Source organism: Thalassobacillus devorans MSP14 (assembly GCF_000496835.1).
In the GTDB taxonomy this organism is placed as follows: Bacteria; Bacillota; Bacilli; order Bacillales; family Halobacillaceae; genus Thalassobacillus; species Thalassobacillus devorans_B.
This window is the reverse complement of record NZ_KI543237.1, coordinates 524,622-550,716: the sequence shown is the minus strand read 5'-3', so window position 1 is coordinate 550,716 and position 26,095 is coordinate 524,622. Positions and strand designations below refer to the sequence as shown.

Below are 26,095 nucleotides of genomic sequence, written 5' to 3'. Positions count from 1 at the left end.
CAGGGGATCCTCGCTATTCTCGTAACGTTTGTTCAGGGGCTGATATTTGTCTGATAGATTAGGGGTCCTTTAGTTTCAGGAACTTCTTTTTTTGTGATAAGTGTCAGATGCTATGGGTTAGTTATACGTAAATAAGCCGCATCAATAGGATGATAAACACATATGGAACTGGAAGTATTAGCGCTATGGTTAGAAAAGCTTGAAAGGCGCCGTGTTCTTTACGGTTTTTAACAAGGAATATCAAATTCGGGATAATAGCTAATATCCATACCTGGGGTAAGGCCATTAATATGTAATGGAAGAAGTAATCTTCTCTAGTAGCGCTCATCAGTATATTAACTACTAATAAGATGGTTAATAATATGTGAAGCGGTGCGAGTTTTACGTTATATCTCCAAAATTTTTCTAGCATCTACTCACCTCTTTCTACGAATAAAATAGGGGAGAGATTTTCTCTCCCCTTATTTATACATCTATTTACCTGAAAATACTATAATATTGAGAAAGTTTGTGCGCATTTCCATCTACTGTTTTATTGAAAGGTGCCGGGTCTGCACCGAGCCGCTCTGCGAGAGTAGGTACAGTGATGGATAAGAAGTCATTTTTAATACTGTAATTGGTGATATACGGATGGTACTTCGCGTCATCTATTCGCTCATATGGAATCGTTGTTGTGAAAAACTTGGTAAATGCTCCGGCAAGGCTCACAGGTTTGAAAAAAGGAGCTGCATTGAATGTATATGCCTGGTTGAATAAATCGTCTCTGGATAAAGCATCTGTTATCTTACCGATTTTAAAAATGTTCCAGTAATGCTGGTACAATTCATTCTCGATGATATCATGGGTTATAGCTTGTGCTAAAAACCCACCCAGGGAGTGTCCGGTAACATTCACGTTCAGGTTAGGGATACTATTCAAGTCTATGATCGTATTACCGGCAAATCGGCCAGCCATCGGAACTTGCCAATTGTTATTATAAATCCCTATCCCTATATCTGCTACGGTGTCATTCACTAAATGCGAGATATCCGTACCTCGATAAGCGAAAACTACCATATTGCCCCGCTTAAACGCTAATGCTGAAAATCCACTATCGAAAAAGTGGCTGTCTTCTCCTTTAATTAACTTCCAGCCTTTCAGGTGTTCTTGTTTGATATCTAGATCTGAAACTGAATCTAAGATGGTTGCATTCGTAGTTTTTCCGAGGTCTACGGAGTGATCATTACTTTTGATATAACCTTCCAGGTTGTTATAAGATAGGTCGCTCATGAACACAGACAGATGCTCAGTGAAATCATACACTTTCCTTCTGTCAGGAGCTTCATCATCATCGTTTTTGTAATCATGATCTGTATCCTCTAGGGTAGGATCCGAAAGCATGACATAGTACCCGCCATGATGAGGAATAAATTGAGGTGAAATTTCCTCGCTATCTTCCAGACCATCATCGTCAGTATCTTTCTTTTCCGGATCCGTATAAATGATTTGCCCGTTACCGATACGGAAACCATCGACTTCCATGCAGTCTGTTAATCCATCTTCGTCTTTATCGGCTGTACAACTAATCGTTTCTTCGGAGGTATCTTCTAATACCTCTTCCAATTGGTCAGCCTGGTCGGCATAGAAATACTTCCCACCGGTGCTGGTAGCAATTCTTTCTAACAGGTCATGTTGAACGCCGCTTCCAAGGCCTATGGTGTAAATAATGACATCGTGTTCATTGGCGTAATCAATCGCACTATCTCTCCAAGTCCCATCGCCATCTGTTAAGAAGATAAGGAATTTATTATGGTCATCGTTGCCATTATTCGCAAGCTCTTCGACACCCTCCATTACACCTTGGTATAGGTTCGTGCCCCCAGAGCTGTTTATAGAGTCTATTCCAACCTTCACGGACTGCTTATCTGTAGTTAATTCAACCACAACTTTAGCATCACTATCAAAATCAACCACAGCCGCCCGGTCTTTTTCTTTCAACTTATCCACGAAATTTTTGGTGGATGTCTTTCTTAAATCATCCGGGTCGTTCCAGTCCATGCTTCCAGATGAGTCGATAGAAAAGACGACATCCACATTTTTGATGTTTCCATCTTCATCAACGGCAGGTGGCCTTATTTCCTTAGACCAGGCGTTATCCCAGTCGGTTTCGTCGAGTAATATATATTTACTGAAGTGGTTAACCGTAGCTGTTACTGTCCCGTTTTCCTTGTCGTGGGACTGGTCGGGCAGTTTCTCTAATAACTGGGCTTCTTCGTTGTAATAAAAGATAGCCGGTTTAGCGTCCTCTTCAAACTTCGAAGTGTCGTAGGTGAACGTCATTGCTGCTTCATCAAAATCGATTTCCGTCTGGAAGTCGAAGGCAGCACCAATTCCTGGAGCATTATCCAGGAACGAACTTGTTCCTTCTATGTTCGTAATCGTAGTGGAATTGGCAAGGGAAGCTTTCGATTTGATTTGGACAGAAGGTGTCACGATATCGTCTCCATCATACATGCCTGGTTCAGTTGATTTCTCTACCGTTTCATCCCCGTCGAGTACGCTGTTATCATTGGTATCGGGATTCAAAGGGTCAAAACCGAATTCCTCCTCCAACCCATCAATGACTTTATCTTCATCGGTGTCCTCAAAAAGAGGGTCTGTCCCTTTAGAAATTTCCTTTCCATCGTTCCATCCGTCATGATCCGTATCGGGTTCTTTAGGGTCTGTTTCTAACTCAAGCTCTTCTGCGTTTGTTAGTCCATCCTCATCCAAATCCTCCTGGCCGTCTTCTGTCCCATTTTCATCTGAGTCCTTATTGGCTGGGTCTGTTAATGTGATTTGAAGTTCAAAGTTATCAGGCAATCCATCTTCATCTGTGTCTTTTTTGTTTTTATCTGTTCCCAGGTTAAGTTCCTGGTAGTCAGATAAGGTGTCCCCATCCGAATCCAGTTCGTAGTCTACTTTGATTGGATCTGAAAAAGGACTTTTGCTGTTGTTCTTGTAGTAACGTACTTTGTAGAAAAAGACTTCACCAGTCTGAACATCTTCATCTATGTAGCCTTCGGTGAATTTCCCTTCCACTACATCAATCAATTCATACTCTCCATCTTCTTCAGGGCTGCGGTAAATTTCATATCCTTTAGAAGATCTTTCCGCCTCCCAAGTCAACTCCCATTTGATTTTTTCTTCAGCAGACTTGAAATACCAATTTCCTTCAATGTCCATTGGATTACCTTTTATCTTTAAAGGCTTCTCCTCTTTCTTATTCGGCTTAGCGGATACTTCATCTGTGCTTATGGGTGTTAACACAGAACCACCAAGCAAAAAGACTGATAGCACGCTCGAAACAACAGCATTTTTCATTCTACTTTTTTTAACCAAAGAACGTTTCCTCTCCTTTATACTTATTTACGCAACCTATTTCTACCCTCCTTTTTAATCGATAAAATGGAAACACATGGATAATTATAACTCTAAAATCCTACCTTTTCCACTTAGTTATCTAAATATTTTAAATATTTAATACTAGTAGAAGAGAGTAGTGCTATTTCTTGCTAGTTTCGGTGCCTGACCCCCACCCAGCTAAAGTGTAACGCGTTAAAGTGTGAATGAACATACAGCCATCGAAATGTCTTCAAGCATGGAATTGGTGAAACCAATGTATCTTGTTACCGAACCGCTTATCAAACGTACATAGAGGGGCCATCATTTTAGAGGGAAGTAAGTTTATCGCCAATAAGGGACCTGAATATAGGAAACTGTGAATTTAGATCCTTCATGATTCAGGCTAAAGGAGCAGAAAATGCAAGAGAAAAGGGTATTCCTCTGTATTTTTGATAACATGCCACCGAAACCATAGGTCATCAATCAATTGATAGCGGTAAGAATACCCGTAAGTATAGGGTCATTACAATATTTTACGACAAGTACATCCATTAACCGGAGTATCTTATTCTGATGAAAGGGGGAGGTGCTCTTGGGGTTTACAGTGATTGCCTGGTGTCACCAAAAGACAGCCATCAGCTTTCATCATAGTAGTTACGAAATTTAATTGCCGTGCCTGACCCCCACTCAGCTAAAGTGTAAAGCGTTAAAGTGAGAGAGTGGGGTTTTGGTCACAGCCTCCCGCCGGAAGGTTAGACTCATTTTCTCTTTCACAAAAACCTCCTGTGAATTTAATGACCCAATACTATGTCATGTAAATTATACAGGAGGTTTTATTGATCTTGTCCTTGATACCAGTATAAAAAAGGGTTTCTGAGCTGAACCATTTAATTTAGGATGAGAAGGTGTTTTATAGGAGAGCAAAGGCGTGTAAGACGATTTACTTCGTTTATCTACCGATGTAGTTTTCTATATTTGATTCTATCCATCCTGCAATATCAGAGGTTGTTCCTGCTTTTCCTTGAGCGACGATTACTGTATATTCTTCATTTTCATGGTCATTTTTTCTAAGTTTATATCCATTTTTCTTCAGAAAAATATCGAGCGAGGCTAATGCTGTTCGTTTATTTCCGTTGTGGAAGCAGTGATTCCTAGCTAATGACTCAAATAAGGCAGCAGCTTTATCAAAAATGGTAGGATAAGCTTCTTCTTCAAATGCACTTTGTTGAGGAGGATAAACTGCAGATTCAAGTAACTCCTGTTCTTTGATGCCAGCTTGTTCGCCTTTTCCATATTTCTTCATAATCATAAAGTGGATAACTGCTACGTCTTTGACTTTTAAATAAACAATGTTCATTTATCGATCCCTTAGTTTTTTAAATACTTGATCATGTTCGTCAAGCGTTTCCGCAAGCATTTTTACCAACTCAATATCCACTTCGTCTTCCCATTTCCTTTTTTTATTTAAGATAATTTGATCATCTTTCACTTCAAATTCAATCTCATCCCCGCGAGCAATATTTAACGAATCAATAATTGCTTTCGGTAACCCTACACCGAGGCTATTTCCTGTTTGCACTACTTTTCGAGTTTCTTTTTTTCGCAAAGGTTTTCCACTCATTTCGTATTATTCTCCTCTCTAGCTTAGCTAGTTACTATTTATTCCATGCGTAATAATGTATTAATGTACTTACATATTATCATAATGATTCTTATTTTGAAAGAAAGAATGAGATAAAATGCCGTGCCTGACCCCCACTCAGCTAAAGTGTAACGCGTTAAAGTGAGAAAGCGTTGTTTTGGGCAGTGTGCCTCCCGAAGAGACGTTTGACTCATTTTCTCTTTCACAAAAACCTCCTGTATATTTAATGACCGATACTGTGTCATGTAAATATCCTTATAAAGGGGTTTCTGAGCTGAACCATTTTAATTCGATTGCTTCTCCCTGGACCTTGAACTTTCGAGCTCTGATCCATTGCTAGATTTACATGAAGTGGTTTTACAAGTAATGGCATATCTGAGGGGAGAGAGTGGGGGAGGTTCACACACCCTGGTCGGCAGGGAGGAAATACATAGTGTAGTTATGATTGGTCTGACTCCAGGAATATTGTGTGGGTTTTGCAAATTAAATGAAATTCGTCGAATAATGCTTCTAATATTTCAATTGATCAAACATTTGATCAATAGTATTTCATTGCCTGACTCCACTCATCTAAAGTACAAAGCATTAAAGTGCGGAAGTGTAGAGCGATGCTATACCATATTTGTAGAATATTGGAACGAAAGTTAAGAAAATGAAGCTCACGTTACACGTGGGTCTAATCCACTGTATTGAGGTGTTCTGATTTTGATGTGACATTACCGTTAAGCATCTTTCTAATAGTACTAGTTTTTATAGGCTCAAATTTTTAAATTTACTATTTTCATTGTTGGAAAATCGATTTTTTGGTGTTTGGGAAGTGTGATTTTTATATGTTGGTTTTGGATGAAATTTTGAAATGAGGGATTTTTCTTGGCATTTCTATTCTATTAGAATAGGAGTAATAACAGTTTAGGAGATGTTGTGATGTCTAGAAAGCCTCGTCAATGGTATCCGGGGGCTCGGTACCATATTACTGCTCGTGGAAACAGGGGCACGGCAGTGTTTTTTAATGATGACGATTATAATATGTACCTCCAGCTGATTCTTCGGTGCCAGAAGGAGATTCCTTTTACCGTCCACGCTTTTTGTCTCATGACCAACCATATCCATTTACTCCTCCAAGTCCACAATCATTCTCCAGGGGAGATCATGAAATATATTCAATTCCGTTATGCAAAGTATTTTAATTCGCGGCATAAGTTTAATGGTCATTTATTTCAGGGACGTTATTACAGTAAGATGATCGAGACCACGAGCTATTTTCTTGCTGCCAGCAAGTACATTCATTTAAATCCTGTGAATGCAGGCATGGTCGCCGTCCCGGAAGCTTATCGATGGAGCAGCTACCCTGCATACTTAGGGAAGGAGCATCATGAGTTTCTTACAAGAAAGCCATTGCTGGATTGTTTTGTCGATCCGAAAGTACAAAGATATAAAAGTTACATTGAGGAAAAAGGAGGAAAAGAATATGGCGACTATTGTGAAGAGTATCGGCCTGAAGGGGCTTGAAGGCTATGTCATCGGTGTCGAAGTCCAGTCTTTATCCGGCGCCGAGCAGGTATCTGTCATCGGTCTGCCTGATGCTTCGATCAAAGAATCAAAGGATCGGTTGAAAGGCGCCCTTCATTCCATTACGGCAGATATATCCGGTCGTCATATTATCGTGCTGCTTTCGCCAACGGAGCAGAAGAAAAACGGACCGATGGCCGATTTAGCGATGGCGATCGCCATTTTAAAGGAAACCCATCAGCTCACCGGTAATATCCCGGAAAGTACTGCTTTTCTAGGGGCACTATCGCTGGATGGCTCGATTCACGAGACGGAAGGTATGCTTGCGGCAGTCATGCAGGCAAAGGAGCTTGGTTTTCAACATATTTTTGTCCCGGATACTATCCATGGATTAAAAACGATACGCAACCAATCGATGCTATTACCTGTCTCAAATTTACAGCAGGTGGTCGATCATTTGAACGGTATAACCCAACAGATCACCTTTCCATTGACAGTTGACGTTGATATTAATCAGAGCAATGAAGCATGGGGAACTGATTTTTCAGAGATCATAGGTCATGAGATTCCGAAACGGGCTTTGATAACAGCGGCTGCAGGAGGTCATAATGTCCTGATGAGTGGACCTCCAGGCTGTGGTAAGAGCATGCTTGCTTCCGCCTTTCCATCGATTCTCCCTGAAATGAAAGAGAAAACGATGATCGATAGTTTTAGCCTCTACCAGCTGGCTCACGAAAGCCGTGCCTTATCCTCGAACCCTCCTTATCGCCATCCTCATCATTCTGCTTCAGCTGTTTCTCTTATTGGAGGCGGCACAACGCCCCGTCCTGGAGAAGTCTCCTTAGCTCATGGCGGTGCGCTTTTTTTAGATGAAATGGCTGAATTTCCGAAGAAAACCCTCGATATGCTCCGGCAGCCGATCGAAGCGGGCAAGGTGACAATCAGCAGAGTCAGTGGAACCGTTACGTATCCTGCCAGATTCATTCTAATCGGAGCTACCAATCCGTGCCCTTGTGGCTATAAAGGAGCAAAGGATAAATATTGCACCTGTACGCCGAAACAGATCAACAGTTACCAGCAGCGGTTGTCCGGTCCGATTCTCGATCGGATGGATATTCATTTGCAGTTAGAACCGATTTCTTTGGCCACCCACACCAGGGAACATCAAACCGATTCCGAAACGATGAAGGAACAGGTAACTGATGCGCGAAATCGTCAATATGCCCGCTATGGTGAGGAATTGACAAACAGTATCGTGCCCTATGAGACACTGATGAAAAAGTCGCCACTATCGTCGAGGTTGCGAGGATTACTGCAGACATGGAGCATGACTTATCATTTCAGCAACAGGGTGCAGGTCAACCTGATTTGTGTAGCCCGGACGATTGCTGACTTGCAGGGACATGATATGATCACGGAACAGGATCTCGATGAAGCACTCAGTTATCGTTTTCCTGCTCATGTAGTGAAGAAAATTAGTATGGTGAAAGAATAATAGTTACGGAAGTCAGACCCACTGTATCAAGGCGTTCTGATTTTGATGTTTCGTTACCCAAAGTGGGCTTTCTGTTGGAAATGAGTGGGCCAGGTTCAGACACCCTGGATGCGGTTTAAGCATGATAAAGAAACCCACGAAGATAGATACTTTTCTTCGTGGATTTCTCACTATTCAATGCTATTCACTTTCTTTTAACTGGTTAAGTGCCCACGTTGCCAGGATGGAGGCTCCGTACGGCATCGCTTCTTCATCTAAATCGAATTTCGGATGGTGGAGCGGGTAAAAAGCATTTTTCGCCTCGTTTCTCACTCCGAGACGGAAAAAGACAGCTGGGATCTCGTTTGCATAGAAGGAAAAATCTTCGCCGCCCATCGATGGTTTTACGATGGAAAAACGATCGTTACCTAACACCTCTCCAACAGCTTCTTTCACGGATGGCACAAGGGAAGTATCATTGATGAGCGGTGGATAAAAGTAGTTGTACGTCAATTGATAACTGCCGCCGAATGCATCAGTGATTCCTTTGACGACCCGGTTCATTTTCTCCTCGATGGAATAGCGGACGTCCGGATCGAGGGTGCGGACTGTACCCCCGACTTTTACGTTCGGTGCAATAGCGTTGTCCGCAGATCCGCCGTGAATTTGTCCCATGGTAAGCACAGTCGGCGCCAATGGATCAATTTGGCGGCTGATGAGCTGCTGCAGGGAACTGATGACTTCTGCGGTCATCGTAATCGAATCGATTGCGCGATGGGGATGGGCTGCGTGCCCTCCTTCGCCGATGATTTCGAGGTTGAAAAAGTCTGCGGCCGCGCAGACTTCCTTTTCTGCGCAGGTCACATAGCCCGTCGGTACATCGGGATTCACGTGCAGGCCGGCGATCGCATCAACTTTTGGGTTTTCCAGAACGCCGTGCTCGATCATTTTTTGAGCACCGAATCGTCCTTCTTCAGCTGGCTGGAAAATCAGCTTGATGTTGCCTTTCTCCGGCGGGTTATCTTTCAAAAGCTGGGCAGCGCCAAGCAGCATCGTAGTGTGGGCGTCATGACCGCACAGATGTGCTTTGCCGCTGACTTTTGATTTATATGCGACGTCTTTTTCATCCTGAATCGGAAGGGCGTCAATATCGGCGCGTAATGCGACAGTCTTCCCGGGCGCTTTTCCTTCCACAAGGACGACCACCCCGGTATCTGCGATGGTTTCGACATGTTTGTGGCCCATTTCCTTCAGCCGTTCGACGATGAATGTATTTGTTTCAACTTCTTCTAATCCGAGTTCCGGGTTCTGATGGAGATGACGTCTCCATTCGGTCCAGGACGGGAGGTTTTTTTCTGCTGTGTTCAGGAAGGTCATAAGAAATTACTCCTTATTGATCGAGTTTTCTTCCCCATGGTATTGACGTATAATACAATGAGGATTAATGATATCTATCAGTTTTTCACAAACTGATGGATGGGACAATTTTTTTTCTTTTTTTTCTGAACGAACAGACAGAGGGAAAGGAGGGTGAGCGTGGCATTGAGGCTTTTTGTAAAACAAAGCATTCTTATCAAAATATTACTGATCATCATCGGTATTACGATGCCGCTATGGCTTGGTGCCGATGAGGCAGGGCTGTACCAACTGATGGACGAGCTTCGCGAGGATCCGGAAGGCGACACACTGATGTGGACGGCGTTCCTCCTGGTCATGCTGAATACGATCCGGGCATTGCCTCATTACCTTGGGGCTTTGCTGTTGGGTGATGAACTTGGGCACCGGCTGAACCGGCCCTGGTTGAAAGTTGTGGTTCCATTTGCAATCATTCCGCTTGTATACCTGTCGATCAATGCATACAGCCCGCTGAACTACCACTTTGGCGGACCGGCACTGCTGCTTCTGATTTCCATCTCTCTGCTTCATATATTAGGAAAAGGGCGCCTTCGTCCACTGCTGAAGTCTTTTGTACTCGCTCAAATTTTATTCGGCATTCAATGGCTGGATACGGTGACGTTTCTGTCGCCATATGGTTTCGGCGGCGGACCGATATCGAGCGAATTGAAGTCCATTGCGCTCACCATCGAATATGGCTTCACCCTTTCGTTATACAGCACCATGCTGTGTGCTATTTTTGTGATTAATGCCGTCATATTGGCTGTCTATTTGACCGTCTCCGAACAAAAATGGAAAATCAGCCGTGACCTGGACATTGCGCGCGGCGAGGTGATTGCCTCACGCTCTGGCCGGGAAGTGCTTCACTTGGTACATGATTTGAAAACTCCGCTTGCCTTTATCGAAGGGCTTAATTCTCTGATAGCGATGAAAAGTGAAGATAAAGATATAAAGGAATATACGAATAAAATCTCAGGAGCAATTGATTCAACAAGTGATATGGTCTCTGAAATCCTTTACCAGGAAAAAAAGAACTGGTGTTCATTGAAGCAGTTGATTGAATATATCAGAGCCAATAAACTGTCCGACAATGATATTCGTTTTCGTTTTGAGTTTGAGGCAGACGAAGCAATCGAACTGTATATCAACAAAATCAGAATCACACGGGCAGTGGTCAATCTGATCGACAATGCCTGTGATGCAGTGGAAGGGAACATGCACCCCATGGTCTCGGTCCGAACCAAAGTGACAAATGGCGAACTTTGTCTTGGAGTGATCGATAACGGCAAAGGGATGACGGAATCGGAGAAAAAGAAAATCCATCAGCCTGGCTTCAGTACGAAATCCCATCCGGGCGTGGGACTTACTTTTGTCAGTGACGTGGTACAAGAACATAAAGCACGTCTTGAAATCGACAGTGAACCAGGGATCGGGACAGCGTTTTGGATCGTTTTTCCGGAGGAGGTGTTACGACTTGAACATATTGATAATAGATGACGATCATTCCTTACGTTACATGCTGAAAGAGATATGTAAATATGCCGGCTGGGATTCCATCGCAGCCGAAAATGGTTACCAGGGTGTGGAGCTTTTCAAAGAAGTCAAACCGGATCTTGTCCTCGTCGATTACCATATGCCGGAAATGGACGGGCTCCAGACGGTTAAAATGCTGCGGAAAATGGATACTGTTACACCGCTCATCGTATTGACGGTTGATGAACGACAGGAGATCGCAGATGAATTTTTGAAAGAAGGGGCTTCCGATTTCGCCCTGAAACCGGTGAAGGCACCAGATATCATCGCACGTATCCAGCTGCACATCCGTCTTGCCAATATCCAGGATGTGCAGAAGAATGAAGGTGATGTGTTTACGGAAAAAGGAATCAGCAAAAAAACTCTTACCTTGATTGCTGACTACCTCGAGACTAATTCGCAGCCTTGTTCTGTGGATGATATCTCCAAGGAGGTAGGGCTTGCTTATCCGACGGTCTACCGGTACCTGATGCATTTGCTGGAAGTCGGAAAAGTAAAACAAATCGTGAGCCATCAGAGAATCGGGCGACCGAAAAATTTATATAAATGGTATACGAAATGACTTATGTTGAAACTCCGGGCTGTAATCAGAGCGGAGTTTTTTTCTTTTTTTTCTGTTTGTTGCAGAAAGTTTACTGTTTATAATGCAAATTACAGTATTCGGACAATTTCAAATACTTTTCAAATTACAGGACTTGTCCGGCAGACAGAAAGAAAGGGGAATTATTTCATGGAACATTTCGGGATCTGGTCGTTGCTTCCATCCATCGTAGCCCTTGCCCTGGCAATTGGCACCAAACGGGTCGTGCCATCACTTTTGGCCGGTATTTTAGTAGGGACAATGATGATCGATGCAAGGACCAACGGTATCATCCATTCATTTGTTTTTTCAATCGTCAACTTATTCGGGGCTGTAGCGGGTCATCCGGCTAACCCTGAAGAAGGAATCAGAGGGATGGGGCTTGTCAAAGACGCAGGCCGGGCCCAGCTGGTTATCATCGTATTGCTTCTCGGTGCATTCATAGGTGTGCTGAATAAATCAGGCGGGGCATATGCTTTCGGCAGCTGGCTCGCCAATAAAGTAAGATCAAAAGAAGGGGCCCAGTTGTCGACTGCTGTGATGGGAAGTTCATTGTTCACCAGTGCATACTTCAGTTCACTCGCAACAGGAACCGTATTTCGTCCCATTTATGACCGTATGAAAATTTCACGTGAAAAGCTGGCCTTTTTCCTGGATTCGACTTCTTCACCAATCAACGTTATCATCCCGATTTCCGGGTGGGTCGCTTTCATGGGCGCGCTGATGGTGGATAACATTCCAAGTGTCGAAGATCCGATAGTCGGGCTCGCAAAGACGATTCCTTTCAACTTTTATAACATTATCATCCTGATCATGGTGTTCTTGTTCGCAGCTGGTAAACTAAAAGACTTCGGTCCAATGAAGAAAGCGGAACTGAAAGCACAACAGGGCAGGCAGGAATATCAAATTGGGGAAGAGCTGCCCCAGAACGACGTGCCTGGTAACGAACAAGATGCATCATTGAAAAAAGGGAAAGTATCAGATATGGTACTGCCACTGGGCATCTCTGTACTGGTCCTTGTCATGCTTGGTCTTTGGAATTACACCATTCCGTATTTTGCCGATGTCGAGACACTGCCATTCGGCGGAAATGTCATGCTGATTATCAGCTTTTCCATCGGTATTCTGATAGCATTTTTCAAGTACATGGCAAGCAAACTCATGACTGCCAAAGAGTTTTCTAATGAGCTGTTTGAAGGAAGTAAATCCGTCATATTAGGCGGTGTCATCATCATCCTTGCGGTTACCCTCGGTGATGTAATGCGTGGAGCCGCTCCAGAGGGGACAGGCGCAGCCATTTATATTGAACAAGTGGCACAGGGTGCTATCCCGAACGCAATCATTCCGGTATCTGTATTCCTGATATCCGGGTTCGTTTCGTTCTCGATGGGGACTTCATTCGGCACATGGGCAATCATGATGCCTATCGCCGTATCGCTTATGATGGCAACGGGCGGAGATCCGATTCTCGCTGCTGCTGCCGTATTATCCGGCGGTGCGTTCGGAGACCATACATCACCAATTTCCGATACGAGTCTGATGTCATCGATCGGTGCTGATTGTCAGCATATGGATCACATCAATACCCAGCTGCCATACGCACTGATTGCTGCTGGTATTGCTGCTGTATTCTTCCTTGCAGCAGGGTTTATCATGTGAAAAACTAAAGCAATAAGGGGCTGTCCGATATGGGCCAGCCCCTTTTTGCCGTGCCTGACCCCAACTCTGGTAAAGTGTAACGCGTTAAAGCTAGGGAGTAATTACAGCCGCTGGAATCTTACTAACCATGCCATCTTTTTTACCATCAAATACCTCTGAATTTGAGCCGGGTCCCGAAACCTTGTTGGTATAGTTTTTTTTTGGATTTATAGTGTATGGTATGATGTGAATATAACTTATTCTTATACGGTGGTGATGATATGGGAAAGATTCAATCTCCCGAGGAGCTTATGAAGTATATTGATGACATGGATAGTGAAAATTCAGTCGTTCAATTTTCAATTCCTGGTAAGGGTAAGTTTACGCTTGTTTTACAAGAAGAAGATGCACAGCCAATAAAATTTGATGTTGGGAAAAATCCAAATCTGGAACGTATGTTTAATGAAAGTGAACAGCAATACAAAAAAGGTTTAGGAATTTCAACCTCTGAACTTCTAGAATCCTTATCAGAGAAGGATTTCATGTAATGACCCGTGTCGTTGTATGGACTCCGGCTGTAAGAGAAAAACTGACGGAATTTAGGAGTAAAAGGTTTACTCCGCTTGAAACACTTGATTTTGTTGCCCAAGTTGTATTAGAAACTGAGGATTTAGTAAAAAATCCTGTAGTTAATAAGACTTACACAGAGTAATTTGGAAAATATAAAGGCATTTCCCGAATTGTAGTCAGGAAATTTCAATTTTATTTTAAGCTAATAGACAACAAAGTAGTTATTATTGCCGTTTTATTTCCAGGTGAAAATAAATAATGGATAATATCTGATCCCATTCATCGTAAAGGGGTCTTTTTTTATTGCTCATGTCCTGTATGGTGGGTTTTCATGTACTCCGATTCGTTTCAAATTCGGTGCCTGATCCCACTCAGTTAAATTGAATAATAATGGATGACATTCGCTCCTTCTGGCAAACCTAAAAAGGGTTTACATAAGGAGGGAAAAAGCATGAATATAGCAGACATCATGATAGTCATCGGCTTTGTGACTTTTATAGCAATCATAGCGCTATTTCTTGGAATCGGAATATATCTGTTCAGGGTGGATCAGACGCAAAGAAAATACCCAGTCTTACGAAATTATCCGGTAATCGGCCGGATGAGATACTTTATACAGTCGATCGGGCCGGAACTGCGGTCTTATTTATTTAATAATGACCGGGAAGGGAAGCCTTTTTCACGGAATGAATATGAGCATATCGAGAATAAGGCGAAGTATAAACGGGACGTGTTCGGATTTGGATCGCAGCGGGATTTTGAACAAGAGGGTTATTACATCCGCAATTCCATGTTCCCGAAACTGACAGAAGAGCTGAAGATGGACCGGGACACAAAGGTAACGACAAATCGCTATTTACTGTTAAAGGAGCCTTTATTCGGGGATAAAGTAGAAAAATTGGAACAGGATGAATCCCCTGTCTACCTGTTGGATGAGGATGACGCAATCGTGATTGGAGAAAGAGCGAGGAATCCATTTATCGTAAGGGGCCATATAGGTATGTCTGCAATGAGTTATGGTTCCCTGGGAGACCATGCGATAACTGCTATTTCAAAAGGGCTTGGCATTGCAAAAGGAACCTGGATGAACACCGGGGAAGGCGGGCTATCTGATTACCACTTAAGTGGCGGCGTTGATATCATCATGCAAATTGGCCCGGGCCTGTTTGGTGTCCGGGATAAAGAAGGAAATTTCAGCTGGGAAGCGCTAAAGGAAAAAAGTGAAATACCCGAAGTGAAAGCCTTTGAGATCAAACTGGCCCAGGGCGCAAAAACACGGGGCGGCCATATTGACGCAGAGAAGGTGACAGAGGAAATCGCGCGCATCCGGATGGTGGAGCCATTCAAATCGATTGATAGCCCAAACCGCTTCAAGGAGTTCAGTGATTTTCCATCGTTATTTGAATTTATCGACAAAGTCCGTGAACATTCCGGACTGCCAGTAGGGATGAAAGTCGTCATCGGCAGTAAGCAGGAAGCAGAAGAGCTGGCAAAAAGCATCCGTGATACCGGAAGAAGTCCTGACTTTATCACAGTTGATGGTGGGGAAGGCGGCACAGGGGCTTCCTATCAGGAGCTTGCAGACAGTGTCGGCCTGCCGATTCGTTCTGCGCTGCCATTACTCGACAACGCCTTAAAAAAATACGGTGTCCGGGACCAGCTGAAAATTATTGCAGCAGGCAAGCTCATTTCCCCTGATAGAATTGCTATTGCTCTTGCGATGGGGGCTGACCTGATCAACATTGCCCGTGCCTTCATGATTACGGTCGGCTGTATCCAGGCCCTCCAGTGCTCTTCCAATGCTTGTCCGGTTGGTGTTGCAACAACGGATCCTGAAAAGCAAAAAGGGCTTGTCATTGATGAAAAGAAATGGCGTACGGCGAATTACGTCATTACCATGCGCAAAGGTTTATTCCGCGTTGCTGCGGCAGCAGGACTTGATTCTCCCGTCCATTTCAAACGGGAACATATTGTCTACAATGATGCCCGGGGCAATGTATGGTCCCTCGATGAAATTTATGATTCCATTGTAGAAGAACATAAAACACTTCCCGATTCAGGTCAGGCCCGTGCCTGACCCCCATTCAGCTAAAGTGTAACGCGTTAAAGTGTGGAAACTGACGGGGGTTGATAGGTTATCCCCAGGCCCATCAGCTGGAAAGTGATGCTGTATGATCGCAGATTCAAAAAACTCCCTCATACTTGAATAGTAGTAAGAGGGAGTTTTTTGTATGGTTTATTCTAATGGTAATACCTCGATTGGACCAAGAGGACCCTGGTACAGTCCACCGCCACCGCTTGCATCGAATACACGAATGCTAATAACGTTTTCTTCTCCATAATTAATCGTATCAGCAGGGATTACATACTCGCGGTCCCAGTCCCAGGCTGAAATCATCCCTTCTTCGCCTTCGCCGGTAGGAAATTCCCCGGATTGGGCGATTTTCTCGCCGTTAACATAGGTGGCATCGACATCATCGATTCTTCCCAGCTTAACTTTTAGTGAATGGCCTTCCCATTGGGAAGGGACAACGATGGTTTTCCGGTACCAGCCATAAACATTACTTTCATTATAGTCCGAATGCTCTTCCCAACTGGAAGGAAGGGTGACTTCCTGCCAATGGCTGTCATCATACCCTGGCTCTTTCCAGTTCATGTTGTCTCCTTTTTGGAACAACCAGTTACCAGTCAGTTCAATTACTGGCAGTGCAATCGTTTTTGCCGTGGCATCTCCGATGGCAATTTGATAGACTCCAGCTTCAGAAATTTGCCAGGTGAAGGTAACTTCTGCTGTTCCACCACCAGGTGCCGCCGGTACTTCAATTTCTTTGCTGTCCACTGTTTCCCCATTAACAATCAATGGAACGCTTGCTGTTCCACTATAACTTCCATAATTAGTGACAGTCGCTTTTGCTGTAATTGTCTGATTCTCTGAGGTAACGTCAAGGTTGCTGTAGGTGAAGGATGGTTCTCTTTCTGTTACCATAACCGTCTGACTATCCAGGCCTTTAATGCTTATTTCCTGTTCGCCGGTTTTAAACAATTTATTGGAACTTAATGTAACTTCTTTTGTAGCGCCAGGGCCGATTCTGATTTTCTTTTTTGATACGGTTTCTCCGTTAATTTGCAGCTCCAATTCTTTTCCGGCAATAATGTTACCTTCATTAGTTACCGCTGCAGTCACTTCGAAATTATCATTAGACTGGATTGCTTCTGGTACTTCTTTATATTCCATCGTTAACTCTGGAGCTTTGTATTCCGGTAGTTTTTTGACTTCTTCTTTATCGGCAGGGTAAAGTCTTACGGCATGTCCACCGCCTGCAGCCATGGAAGCTGTCAGTGTGTCTTTCGAGTCAACGATCACCCTGTCGATGGAAACCTGAGTAGGATTCTCTTCAAGGTCCGCTTCCGGTCCATCCGAGTAAATTTCCGCTACATATTTTTGACCGTTATCAAGAAAGTCAAGTTCTACATCCAGGTCTCTTGCATTTTCATCCGTGATACTTCCCATATACCATTCATTGCCGCTGCGTCGGACAATGGTAGCATAGTCGCCAATTTCTGCATTAGGAACGATAATGTCATCCCAGGTGACCGGTACATCCCTGATAAACTTAAATTCCGGTAGAATCTGGCCATTTTCATCTTTATAGTTTTCAGGCAGATCCGCGACCATCTGTGTTCCAGTAGTAATAGTTACATAGAGTGCCAGCTGTTTGGCGCGTGTAGAGTGTACGCGTGTATCGGCATGCGAAATGTTCACATCGAATATCCCCGGGGTAAAATCAATCGGTCCACCCATCATTCTCGTGAAGGGCAGGATTGTATCATGTTCTGGTGGGTTATTCTGGTCTCCAAATGCAGCATACTCCATTCCCATCACACCTTCACGGCTCATCCAGTTCGGATATGTGCGTGCAAGGCCGGTTGGTTTAATAGGTTCGTGAGTATTGATCATGATTTCGTATTCAGCAGCTTTTTTCACAGCATTATTATAATGATTGACCATATATTGGCCGTGGTGCTTTTGGCCTTCTGGGTTATGGATGCCATAGTCTGCGACATAACCGCTCTTAATCGCATGAATGCCTAACTGCTGGTACATGCGGTAGGCTTCGTCCATTTGTTCTTCATAATTTATAATATCGCCGGATGTTTCATTGTGCATAATGTATGATACGTTACGATCTTTTGCATATTGAACAACTTCTTCTAAATTGTAATCAGGGTAGGGCTTGGTAAAATTGAATTTATCGCCGTTTTCTATCCAATTACCGTCCCAGCCAATATTCCATCCTTCAACTAAAAGACCGATGTTTTGGTTTTTCGTATCTAAATACTTACTGGCAAAATCGATGTATCTTTTCGCGTTTTCAGTGGTGGCCCCATGCTTTTCTCCAGATGCCCATGTTGATTTGCCGCTGATCATTTCCCACCATACACCGACATATTTCATTGGCTCAATCCAGGATGTATCTTCAATGGCGGACGGTTCATTAAGATTTAAAATCATATCCGATTCAACAAGGTCTCCTGCATCTTCGCCGATTTCAATCGTTCTCCATGGAGTCTCGACAGGAAGGCTATCTTTCTTTACCTTCACGTTGCTGTCCGGCCACGGTGCCAAAATACTTTTCAACACCTTTTCTTCCCCATCCACTGCTTTCAGCGCCATGCCCGAATAATCGATCAAGGCAGCCTCATGCACAGCCAGATGTATACCTTCCGGTGTCTTCATCGTAAAAGGGGTGCTTACTTCATCTACTTCACTTAATGGGGTTTTATTGTAGTTGTATTCATAGCTGTCCCAATCATTCGGAATCCACCAGGATGTATTATTGCTGGAAAAACGGAATTCCGTCTCTTCGCTGGTAATCTGCAGATTTTCATTGAGGTTTTCCTGTTGCGGAAGCACATAACGGAAACCTACGCCGTCATCATAAATGCGGAATACGATGTTCATCTTGCGGTTCGGTTCATCTTTTTCCTGAAGGTAAACGGTTAACTGCTTGTAATGATTTTTGATTTTACTTTTTTCTCCCCATACGGGCTCCCAATGTTCGTTGTAATTTTCGATAGAGGTATCTATAATCTTGAAGTTACTCTGAAGTGGGGCTTGCTCTTTAAATTTAAAACCTAATGAGGAAGGTTCGATCAAACGTGTCTTTCCATAGGAAATCTGATATTGTGGTTCTCCTTCCTCAGTAAGCTGAAACTCAACCTGAACATTTCCATCAGGCGAGTGGGCAGATGTTTTTAGTTTTTTCTGGCCGTCTGCTTTTCCTATAGCATCCACCCCAACTAGGCTGGCAGAGAACAAAAACATGAAGACAACGGTAAAACACGATAGTAAACGCTTTTTAATACTCATATACTCCTCCTTAAGTTTATGCATTGCTTGTGTGTGAAAAAATTAAAGAAAAATATTCCCTCCTTTGTCCGTTCATTATTCTATAATTTTCAACAGAAAACGAGAGAGAAAAGTTGTAATAGAGTAGAACAATAGTTTTACCCTGAAAGTCCTTTTTAGGTTATGGTGGATTCTCCAAACACACCCCGGGTCCTCCAGATTTTTCCTTCGGATGTAATTGTCCCACATGTGATAACTAATCACGTGAGCAGCTTGAGGAAATGCTAGCATAACTCCTATAATCAAGTAAGAGAAAAAATCCTTGATGGGAGTCGGTTAGATGGCTAGGTTAGAAAAAGAGTTTATGGAAGTTGTGCAAATTGAGGAAGTTGGCGAAGGGATGCGGGTATGCCTTGATTTTGTGGATATATTACAGCCCCGTGATGGCGTGTATGTCGGCAACACAGGTCATGGCTACGTAAAGGTGCTTTCCGAAAATCGGGAGTCAGAAAATTACCCAGCAAGACCTTTTCGTATTAATTGTGGTGCGTTTCATCAATATTTATATCAGGAAAATAAGACTCATTACCTGCATGAACTGAATCCAGGTGAGAAATTAATCGTAGAAGGAGAGCAGGAAGAACGAGAACTGCCGCTTGGCCGTGTGAAAATAGAAAAGCGGCCATTTGTAAGAGTGGAATGTCAAAGTGAGCATGGGGCCGTATCTGCTACCTTACAGAAATCCACGAGTGTGCATGTATTAGAAGAGAGCCTTGGAGAAGTGGCTATCGAGGATTTGGAAATTAGCCACCGTATCCTTGGCTTGAAAGATAAGCCGGGCCGTCACTTGGGAGAACAAATCGATGAGGTGATCGTTGAAAAGTGATGATTTTAAAAAGTATAGCCTGACAGCCTTCATGTATTCCTGATAAGCTATTTAATATAAGAAGGTTTTGAGAGAAAGGAGATAGATATGAGATTAGCATTCCTATCCGATATTCATGGAAACGCACGTGCCTTGGAAGCTGTTTTGGAAGATATCAAAACTAAAAATGTCGACCGATTGTTTGTGCTTGGTGATATCGCTTATCGAGGACTTGAGCCAGAACGTTCGGTTGAATTGGTACGGGGGCTTGATGCACAAGTTATCAAAGGAAACGCAGATGAATGGATTGTCAGAGGAGTCCAGGGAGGCGAAGTCCCTGATAAAGTGATCGCAGGTATGAATCAGGAGAGAGACTGGGCACATGCCAATATGACGAGCGAGTCGGTAAACTATTTAAAGGAACTGCCAACAGAGATAACGGAAGAGCACAAAGGCATCAACATCCACGGATTCCATGCGACATCTACTGATCTGTTTGAAGTGGTTTTACCAGATGCCACAGAGGAAGAAATGAAAGGTCGTCTGATGTCAAATCAACTGGCTGACGTCTATATTTATGGCCACATCCATAAGCCGTATATCCGCTATATCAATGGAAAAATGGTAATCAATACAGGGAGCATCGGTCTTCCTTTTGATGGGTTGGCTCAGCCGTCTTATGTGTTGATCGATATTGGAGAGAATGGGGTAGAAGCCTCTATTGTAAGGACTAATTATAACTTAGCTGGATTAGTAGACGATATCGAAGCTTCTGATTACCCGCAGAAAGATGTACTGAAGAACTTATTAATGAACGCATCAGTTTAATGCTTTTCACCCCAGGTCCTCCAGAATCTGGAGGACCTGGGGTGAAACCGACCACACCCCGGAGCCCTCCAAATTCTGGAGGACCCGGGGTGTGGTCGGTTTTATCCCCTGATACCCTTAAAATTTCCTATTTTTCATAGGAAATCGGACAGGTTTCGACCAAAACCCCTTGTAAAAATGGTAGTTTCACATGATTATGAACTTGGAACTTCTAAGAGAGGAACCATATGCGTGGAACTGTTTCTAATCATATTCTTTTGTTTTTGCTTATTTTTCCCGATTCTTCACTTGTTCCATTGCCTGCCCTGGTTTCAGAACGAAGAGGAGCTGGTAAAGAAGGAGACAAAATCCGAAAAAGGAATCAGTATCATCATTCCTTCTTATAATGAAGCGGGGATTATTGAAACATCGGTTTCCAGTATGAAAGTTTTGGATTATACCAATTATGAAGTAATCTATATCAATGATGGGTCCACGGACGAGACCTTTGATCTGTTACATAACGATTTAAATTTAAAAAAATGCCTGAAATCGCACTTAGGAAAATTACCGCATAAAGAGGTGGAGGGAGTATACCAATCTACCCTCTATCCCAATATTTACGTGGTGAATAAGCACAACGGTGGCAAAGCGGATGCTTTAAACGCTGGAATCGAATATGCTTCCAAGGAATTAGTGGTTACGTTTGATGCGGATACGGTATTGACCAGGCCTGCGTTGCATGTAATCAATGAAAAATTCGTTGATCCAAATGTCATCGCAGCAGGTGGCATGGTTCATGTCTTGCAAACAAAAACAGCGAACCCATTGAAGAAATTGTCGTTAGCCGGAACCAAGATGTTAGTACGGGTCCAGATGCTTGATTTCCTGAAGGCTTTTTACGTGACGAAACTATCGCTGGCACGCTTTCAGGCATTAGCGATCATCTCCGGGGCGTTTGGTATTTTTTCCAAGCAAGCCTTGATTGATGTAGGAGGCTACCGATCATCGGTAGGAGAAGACATTGATATTACCCTTAAGATACATCGATTGATTGCCCGTGAAAAGCATAAAAAGGTGTTGCTGCTGACAGAGGCGATTAGTTATACCGAGCTTCCGGAAACATGGAGGGACTTATTCAAACAGCGAATCCGCTGGCAAAAATCCTATATGGACTGCTTAGTACATTTCCGCTTCTTTTTCCTGAGAACCGTCATGACGAAAGCCGTTTCGTTTTTTTACATTATTGAATCTTTCTTTGTCGGAATTCTCGCTGCTTATATAACAGCAGGATTCTTTGTCGCCAACGCTTTAATGAATATGGCTTTCGTCGTTATCGGGTTTATTGTCATTTATTTATCCTATATTTTTCTATTTAACTTTATTTATAACTTATTAGCATTGAGACAAGTGAAACGGTATGGGTTCACATTTGAAAAAGAGGACCGGATTCGTTTATTCAATACGGTGGTGTACGACGTGTTCATCCATCGTTTTATTACGATGTATTTTGTTATGTATGGAAGTATTGCGTACTTTTTTAATAGAGAGTGGAAGAAAGTTGCCCGTACCGGACGGAAATATGATCTAGATACAGCGGCTGGGATGCCAGCAGACAAAGCGCTTAAGTGAGGTAACGTATGAATAAAATTAAGTGGAAGCGAATCATGCTTGTTCTATTAACTGGAATCGGTGTGACCATTATCGCAGCGGGAAGCTACTGGTGGAATCTTGCTGCAACCACCTTTACCAATATCCAGGAAGATATTGAACGGAAAGAATCAGAGAAACGCTTAGAAGAAATCAGCTTTGAGGAGCATGACCCTTTTTCGGTTTTGTTAATGGGAATTGATGAACCGGAGGGAGAGCACGATCCTTATCAGCGTTCTGATGCCATTATACTGGTAACGGTTAACCCTTCTCAAAAGTCAACGCAAATGGTGAGCATCCCCCGTGATACCTATACAGAAATCGTAGGACACGGAAAAAAGGACAAGATCAACCATGCGTATGCTTTTGGAGGAACAAAGATGACCATACGGACTGTTGAACATTTCCTGAATGTTCCGATCGATTATTTTATCCGGGTAGATATGGAAGGCCTGGCGGATATGGTGAATGCCATAGGGGACATCAAGGTAACCAATGAATTAGATTTCAAGTATAAAGGGGTTCACTTTGAAAAAGGATCACTGCAATTAAACGGTGAAGAGGCCGTCGCCTATTCACAAATGAGGAAGGATGACCCCCGTGGAGACTTTGGACGTCAAGAGCGACAGCGGAAAGTCATTTCAGGACTCATCAATAAAGGGGCCAGTTTTTCATCGATTACACGAGTGGAAGAAATTCTGAATGCCATCGAAGATAATGTTCGAACCAATCTTAGTTTAAAAGAAATCTGGAATATCCAATCGAATTATAAGGACGCCTTACATTCTGTTAAACAGCATGAGATCAAGGGTGAGGATGGAGAGATGGATGAAACCTATTATTACATGCCTGATATGGAATATGTAGAGGTACTTTCAGCTAAGTTGAACAGTCATTTGGAAAGTGATGATGATTGATGTTTGAGGGATGCAAAGTATTAATGCCCTGGGGTGGAAGCCTTTATGGTAAGGGATCATTATTATTTAGTAGCTGGATTAGTAGAAGGTAGAGAAGCTCCTGATTACCCTCAGAAATATGAATTGAAGAAACTGTTAATAAACGCATCTGTTTAAGGCCTGTCCTTATCACCAGGAGGGGGGGGGGAATAGAGTCCTGTCATATTTAAAAGTTGAAGAGTCATTAATGATTCTCTGCCATAGAAAAAGGTGCCTTGCACGATACATGCAAAACACCTTTTTTATACACTTTTTTAAAAAGCATTTCCATATGAATTCTGTTACTCATTCGGTCTTTTATATCATGGGTTTTTTTATAGTGTCGAAACCAGAATACTTGCAATAACCACAGATCCTACCGTTACTGAGGTGAATCCGCCAATAAGCATAGGAGCAAGAGTCTCGTTTGAAATGGCTTCTTCTTCCTGCTTGTTTCTTCCGATACTGCGGCTGACTTCCTTGGTGATGAGGTAATCTGCTGGAAAGCCGAATAATGCTGTTAAAACAACAGCCATTCCTTTATAAGGATCCCATTTGAATATTTTGGAACCAACGTACCCTCCAATTAATAAACCGGTTGTTCCGATAATGATGATGAATGCAGCAGCGGGGAGCACACTTACGATGTCAGCCCAGGGAGTTTTAATGAAAGCTCCGATTACAATCACAATGATCCCCAGCATCGCTATCCCAAATCCGTTAGCTTTTTCTAAAGCGTTTTGAGGATAAAAACCTATCAGTGCTCCTGCTATCCCAATAGCCAAACCGAACAGGCTGTAGTTGATGCCTGTTATATTTTCTAACCATACGGATATAGCTCCTCCGATAAAAATCAGTAAAAGGATGATAAAATTACTTTCCAGGTATTTTTCTGGTATTAATAATCTTTTCTTACTTGGTTCTTTGCCGTAAAGCATTTTTTCAGGTTCGGCTGATTCAGCCAACTGCTCTGCAGATGTTGCGGCATTATAATAGGAACTATCCATCGTTTTCAATAACCTTTGACTATGTTTTCGTAAGAACATGGAAGTTAGGGGCATCCCTAATACTCCTTGTAAAACAAGTACAATGACCGGAATACTGGCTAGTGCCGTAAAGCCAGATTCTTTCAGCGCTTCTGAAGTAATTAATGTAGCAATAATGCCCCCGGTTAATGGACCGGCGCCTGAAACAGCAGTTCCATAATCAAAGATCAGACTGCCTCCAATTAAGACGAATAGAACAGAGCAGGTCAGACCGATCAGCGTAATCAAAACAGCTTTATATTGACTTTTCAGGACATCCATAGGGATGATAGTTCCCATATGGACCAGTACGGGAGGCTGTAACACAGCCCCAACGATGGTAAAAGTCGAAGCCTCAACTATTCCGAGAGGCATAATTTCTGTCTGAACCAGGATGTAAGCACATACAATTGCGACCAATAACATAGGTATTTTAGCTTTTGAAATGATTGAAAGCACATCACCAAAAGCGATAACAGCCAATAGTAGCATTGTGGCCAGGACGGGTTCCATGGTAATAACCACCTTCTTCTGTGTTGAATTTATTTTTTCAAAATTGTATCTGATAAATGGACAAGGAGACGTAAACCATCTTCCAGTGATCTTTCGTCTATGCCGAATTTAGGGTGATGGTGGGGATAATCAAAGCCCTGAGCTTCATTTCTGGCACCAACTATTACAAATGCTCCCGGTGCTTTATCTAAATAAGCCGAAAAATCTTCGCCCCCCATAAAAGGTTCGGAGTACTCAATATAATCATCGCCAAATTCACGGGATATCGTTTCTTCCACCCAGCCAATAATTTGTTCATCATTGACCACAGAACTGTAACCGTAATGATAATCATATTCATATCTCGCACCATGAGCACGTGCAACCCCGTCGATGATCTGCTCAATTAAATGAACTGCTTTATTTCTTACTTCTGGTGAAAAAGAACGGACAGACCCGGTGAGTTTTACAGAATCAGGAATCACATTTGATGCAGTACCTCCATGAATCATCGTGGTAGAAATCACTAATTTATCTGCAGGTGCTACGTTTCTTGAGACGATATGTTGCAGGTTGGTGATAATTTGTGCACTGATGGCTATCGGGTCAATAGAGTGTTCAGGCTGGGAAGAGTGCCCTCCTTTGCCAATCAATTTCAAGTCAAATTCATCAGTATTGGAAGTGACAGGGCCTGATGTGATCCCAAATTTACCTTGTTGCAAAGTGGACATGAGGTGAAGCCCGACGATGTGGTCTGCGTCATCGACGACCCCTTTTTCGGTTAATTCTTTTGCACCCCCCGGGCGCAACTCTTCTGCATGTTGAAAAATAAATATGATTTCACCGGAAAGTTCATCTTTTTTACTGCTAAGTATTTTTGCGGCCCCCAGAAGCATAGCTGTATGGCCATCATGGCCACAGGCATGCATGACCCCCGGTTTTGTCGAGGGGAACGATGTCTCTGTTTCTTCCTGAATTGGGAGTGCATCCATATCAGCACGCAAAGCCAACACCTTTCCAGGGTGCTTCCCTTTTAATCGGGCGACCACGCTCGTTCTGGTTGGACGTTCTATTTCCATTCCTCCAAAGGATTGCAATTTGTCAAAGACAAACTGAGAAGTATTTACTTCCTCGAAAGAGAGTTCAGGATATTGGTGAAGATGCCTTCTCCACTCCACTACATCATTTATTACATCATTGATTAATTCTTTTTTATTGGTATTTTTATTCATTCTTAAGATGCCTCCTTATAAAGTGTTTGATTTTT

20 protein-coding genes are annotated in these 26,095 nt (G+C 43.0%); 12 read left to right on the top strand and 8 right to left on the bottom strand.

Features of this window, described 5'->3' with window-relative positions; genetic code table 11:
• Nucleotides 1-121 precede the first annotated feature (121 nt).
• From P855_RS0113010 to P855_RS0112995, 4 genes are all read right to left on the bottom strand, one after another.
• Nucleotides 122-412, bottom strand: coding sequence for a hypothetical protein (locus P855_RS0113010; protein ID WP_028783976.1), 291 nt, complete (start codon nt 410-412; stop codon nt 122-124).
• A gap of 65 nt (nt 413-477) precedes the next feature.
• Nucleotides 478-3,360: a vWA domain-containing protein gene (locus tag P855_RS21540; RefSeq protein WP_161628822.1), complete on the bottom strand. Its 2,883-nt coding sequence runs from the start codon at nt 3,358-3,360 to the stop codon at nt 478-480.
• A gap of 952 nt (nt 3,361-4,312) precedes the next feature.
• Complete coding sequence (locus P855_RS0113000; RefSeq protein ID WP_419177279.1) at nt 4,313-4,672, bottom strand: type II toxin-antitoxin system death-on-curing family toxin; 360 nt, start codon at nt 4,670-4,672, stop codon at nt 4,313-4,315.
• 48 nt (nt 4,673-4,720) lie between these two features.
• A complete protein-coding gene (locus tag P855_RS0112995; RefSeq protein ID WP_028783973.1) occupies nt 4,721-4,984 on the bottom strand; it encodes an AbrB/MazE/SpoVT family DNA-binding domain-containing protein in 264 nt (87 codons plus the stop codon).
• A 945-nt stretch (nt 4,985-5,929) separates the two neighbouring features.
• Here P855_RS0112995 and P855_RS20975 point away from each other — a divergent pair.
• Nucleotides 5,930-6,514: a transposase gene (locus P855_RS20975; RefSeq protein WP_051353215.1), complete on the top strand. Its 585-nt coding sequence runs from the start codon at nt 5,930-5,932 to the stop codon at nt 6,512-6,514.
• Complete coding sequence (locus P855_RS0112980) at nt 6,474-8,009, top strand: YifB family Mg chelatase-like AAA ATPase (RefSeq protein WP_028783971.1); 1,536 nt, start codon at nt 6,474-6,476, stop codon at nt 8,007-8,009. The genes P855_RS20975 and P855_RS0112980 overlap by 41 nt, the downstream gene beginning before the upstream one ends.
• 180 nt (nt 8,010-8,189) lie before the next feature.
• Here the strand turns inward: P855_RS0112980 and P855_RS0112975 are convergent, their stop codons facing one another.
• Nucleotides 8,190-9,365 (bottom strand): M20 metallopeptidase family protein, encoded by a 1,176-nt coding sequence (locus P855_RS0112975; RefSeq protein ID WP_028783970.1) that lies wholly within the window; start codon nt 9,363-9,365, stop codon nt 8,190-8,192.
• Nucleotides 9,366-9,524: 159 nt separating this feature from the next.
• On the opposite strand from P855_RS0112975, the gene P855_RS0112970 reads away from it, so the two are divergent.
• The 6 genes from P855_RS0112970 (at nt 9,525) to P855_RS20965 (ending at nt 15,781) form a co-directional block, all read left to right on the top strand.
• Nucleotides 9,525-10,880 (top strand): sensor histidine kinase, encoded by a 1,356-nt coding sequence (locus P855_RS0112970; protein ID WP_235062648.1) that lies wholly within the window; start codon nt 9,525-9,527, stop codon nt 10,878-10,880.
• Nucleotides 10,858-11,478, top strand: a complete 621-nt coding sequence (locus tag P855_RS0112965; RefSeq protein ID WP_028783968.1) for a response regulator — start codon at nt 10,858-10,860, stop codon at nt 11,476-11,478. The genes P855_RS0112970 and P855_RS0112965 overlap by 23 nt, the downstream gene beginning before the upstream one ends.
• A 3-nt stretch (nt 11,479-11,481) precedes the next feature.
• Entirely contained in the window at nt 11,482-13,155 is a 1,674-nt protein-coding gene (locus tag P855_RS0112960; protein ID WP_084315698.1) for a Na+/H+ antiporter NhaC family protein, read from the top strand.
• Between the two features lie 260 nt (nt 13,156-13,415).
• Complete coding sequence (locus P855_RS0112955) at nt 13,416-13,682, top strand: hypothetical protein (protein ID WP_028783966.1); 267 nt, start codon at nt 13,416-13,418, stop codon at nt 13,680-13,682.
• Complete coding sequence (locus P855_RS22525; protein WP_235062647.1) at nt 13,682-13,846, top strand: hypothetical protein; 165 nt, start codon at nt 13,682-13,684, stop codon at nt 13,844-13,846. The genes P855_RS0112955 and P855_RS22525 overlap by 1 nt, the downstream gene beginning before the upstream one ends.
• 309 nt (nt 13,847-14,155) lie before the next feature.
• Nucleotides 14,156-15,781 (top strand): FMN-binding glutamate synthase family protein, encoded by a 1,626-nt coding sequence (locus tag P855_RS20965; RefSeq protein WP_037986047.1) that lies wholly within the window; start codon nt 14,156-14,158, stop codon nt 15,779-15,781.
• Between the two features lie 159 nt (nt 15,782-15,940).
• Here P855_RS20965 and P855_RS20960 read toward each other — a convergent pair whose 3' ends face one another.
• The gene (locus P855_RS20960) at nt 15,941-19,075 is read right to left on the bottom strand and encodes a glycoside hydrolase family 97 catalytic domain-containing protein (RefSeq protein ID WP_051353214.1); all 3,135 of its coding nucleotides are present in this window, start codon (nt 19,073-19,075) and stop codon (nt 15,941-15,943) included.
• A 319-nt stretch (nt 19,076-19,394) separates the two neighbouring features.
• On the opposite strand from P855_RS20960, the gene P855_RS0112935 reads away from it, so the two are divergent.
• From P855_RS0112935 to P855_RS0112920, 4 genes are all read left to right on the top strand, one after another.
• Nucleotides 19,395-19,940 (top strand): 3-dehydroquinate synthase II, encoded by a 546-nt coding sequence (locus P855_RS0112935; protein WP_028783965.1) that lies wholly within the window; start codon nt 19,395-19,397, stop codon nt 19,938-19,940.
• Between the two features lie 87 nt (nt 19,941-20,027).
• Nucleotides 20,028-20,747, top strand: a complete 720-nt coding sequence (locus P855_RS0112930) for a metallophosphoesterase family protein (RefSeq protein ID WP_028783964.1) — start codon at nt 20,028-20,030, stop codon at nt 20,745-20,747.
• A gap of 231 nt (nt 20,748-20,978) precedes the next feature.
• Nucleotides 20,979-22,358 carry a glycosyltransferase family 2 protein gene (locus P855_RS0112925; RefSeq protein WP_028783963.1) on the top strand — a complete coding sequence of 460 codons (1,380 nt, stop codon included), beginning with the start codon at nt 20,979-20,981 and terminating at the stop codon, nt 22,356-22,358.
• 8 nt (nt 22,359-22,366) lie between these two features.
• Nucleotides 22,367-23,293 carry an LCP family protein gene (locus tag P855_RS0112920; RefSeq protein WP_028783962.1) on the top strand — a complete coding sequence of 309 codons (927 nt, stop codon included), beginning with the start codon at nt 22,367-22,369 and terminating at the stop codon, nt 23,291-23,293.
• Nucleotides 23,294-23,646: 353 nt separating this feature from the next.
• On the opposite strand, the gene P855_RS0112910 is transcribed toward P855_RS0112920, so the two are convergent.
• Entirely contained in the window at nt 23,647-24,849 is a 1,203-nt protein-coding gene (locus tag P855_RS0112910) for a hypothetical protein (RefSeq protein ID WP_028783961.1), read from the bottom strand.
• A 29-nt stretch (nt 24,850-24,878) separates the two neighbouring features.
• Nucleotides 24,879-26,060, bottom strand: a complete 1,182-nt coding sequence (locus P855_RS0112905) for a M20 metallopeptidase family protein (protein ID WP_028783960.1) — start codon at nt 26,058-26,060, stop codon at nt 24,879-24,881.
• Nucleotides 26,061-26,095 lie beyond the last annotated feature (35 nt).

Coding starts and splice junctions, on each gene's coding strand:
- P855_RS0113000 (WP_419177279.1), bottom strand. CDS start 4,672: ATGATTATGAAGAAATATGGAAAAGGCGAACAAGCTGGCATCAAAGAA.
- P855_RS0112920 (WP_028783962.1), top strand. CDS start 22,367: ATGAATAAAATTAAGTGGAAGCGAATCATGCTTGTTCTATTAACTGGA.
- P855_RS20960 (WP_051353214.1), bottom strand. CDS start 19,075: ATGAGTATTAAAAAGCGTTTACTATCGTGTTTTACCGTTGTCTTCATG.
- P855_RS0112980 (WP_028783971.1), top strand. CDS start 6,474: ATGGCGACTATTGTGAAGAGTATCGGCCTGAAGGGGCTTGAAGGCTAT.
- P855_RS0112960 (WP_084315698.1), top strand. CDS start 11,482: ATGTTGAAACTCCGGGCTGTAATCAGAGCGGAGTTTTTTTCTTTTTTT.
- P855_RS0112905 (WP_028783960.1), bottom strand. CDS start 26,060: ATGAATAAAAATACCAATAAAAAAGAATTAATCAATGATGTAATAAAT.
- P855_RS0112910 (WP_028783961.1), bottom strand. CDS start 24,849: ATGGAACCCGTCCTGGCCACAATGCTACTATTGGCTGTTATCGCTTTT.
- P855_RS20965 (WP_037986047.1), top strand. CDS start 14,156: ATGAATATAGCAGACATCATGATAGTCATCGGCTTTGTGACTTTTATA.
- P855_RS0112935 (WP_028783965.1), top strand. CDS start 19,395: ATGGCTAGGTTAGAAAAAGAGTTTATGGAAGTTGTGCAAATTGAGGAA.
- P855_RS22525 (WP_235062647.1), top strand. CDS start 13,682: ATGACCCGTGTCGTTGTATGGACTCCGGCTGTAAGAGAAAAACTGACG.
- P855_RS0113010 (WP_028783976.1), bottom strand. CDS start 412: ATGCTAGAAAAATTTTGGAGATATAACGTAAAACTCGCACCGCTTCAC.
- P855_RS20975 (WP_051353215.1), top strand. CDS start 5,930: ATGTCTAGAAAGCCTCGTCAATGGTATCCGGGGGCTCGGTACCATATT.
- P855_RS0112930 (WP_028783964.1), top strand. CDS start 20,028: ATGAGATTAGCATTCCTATCCGATATTCATGGAAACGCACGTGCCTTG.
- P855_RS0112995 (WP_028783973.1), bottom strand. CDS start 4,984: ATGAGTGGAAAACCTTTGCGAAAAAAAGAAACTCGAAAAGTAGTGCAA.
- P855_RS0112955 (WP_028783966.1), top strand. CDS start 13,416: ATGGGAAAGATTCAATCTCCCGAGGAGCTTATGAAGTATATTGATGAC.
- P855_RS0112975 (WP_028783970.1), bottom strand. CDS start 9,365: ATGACCTTCCTGAACACAGCAGAAAAAAACCTCCCGTCCTGGACCGAA.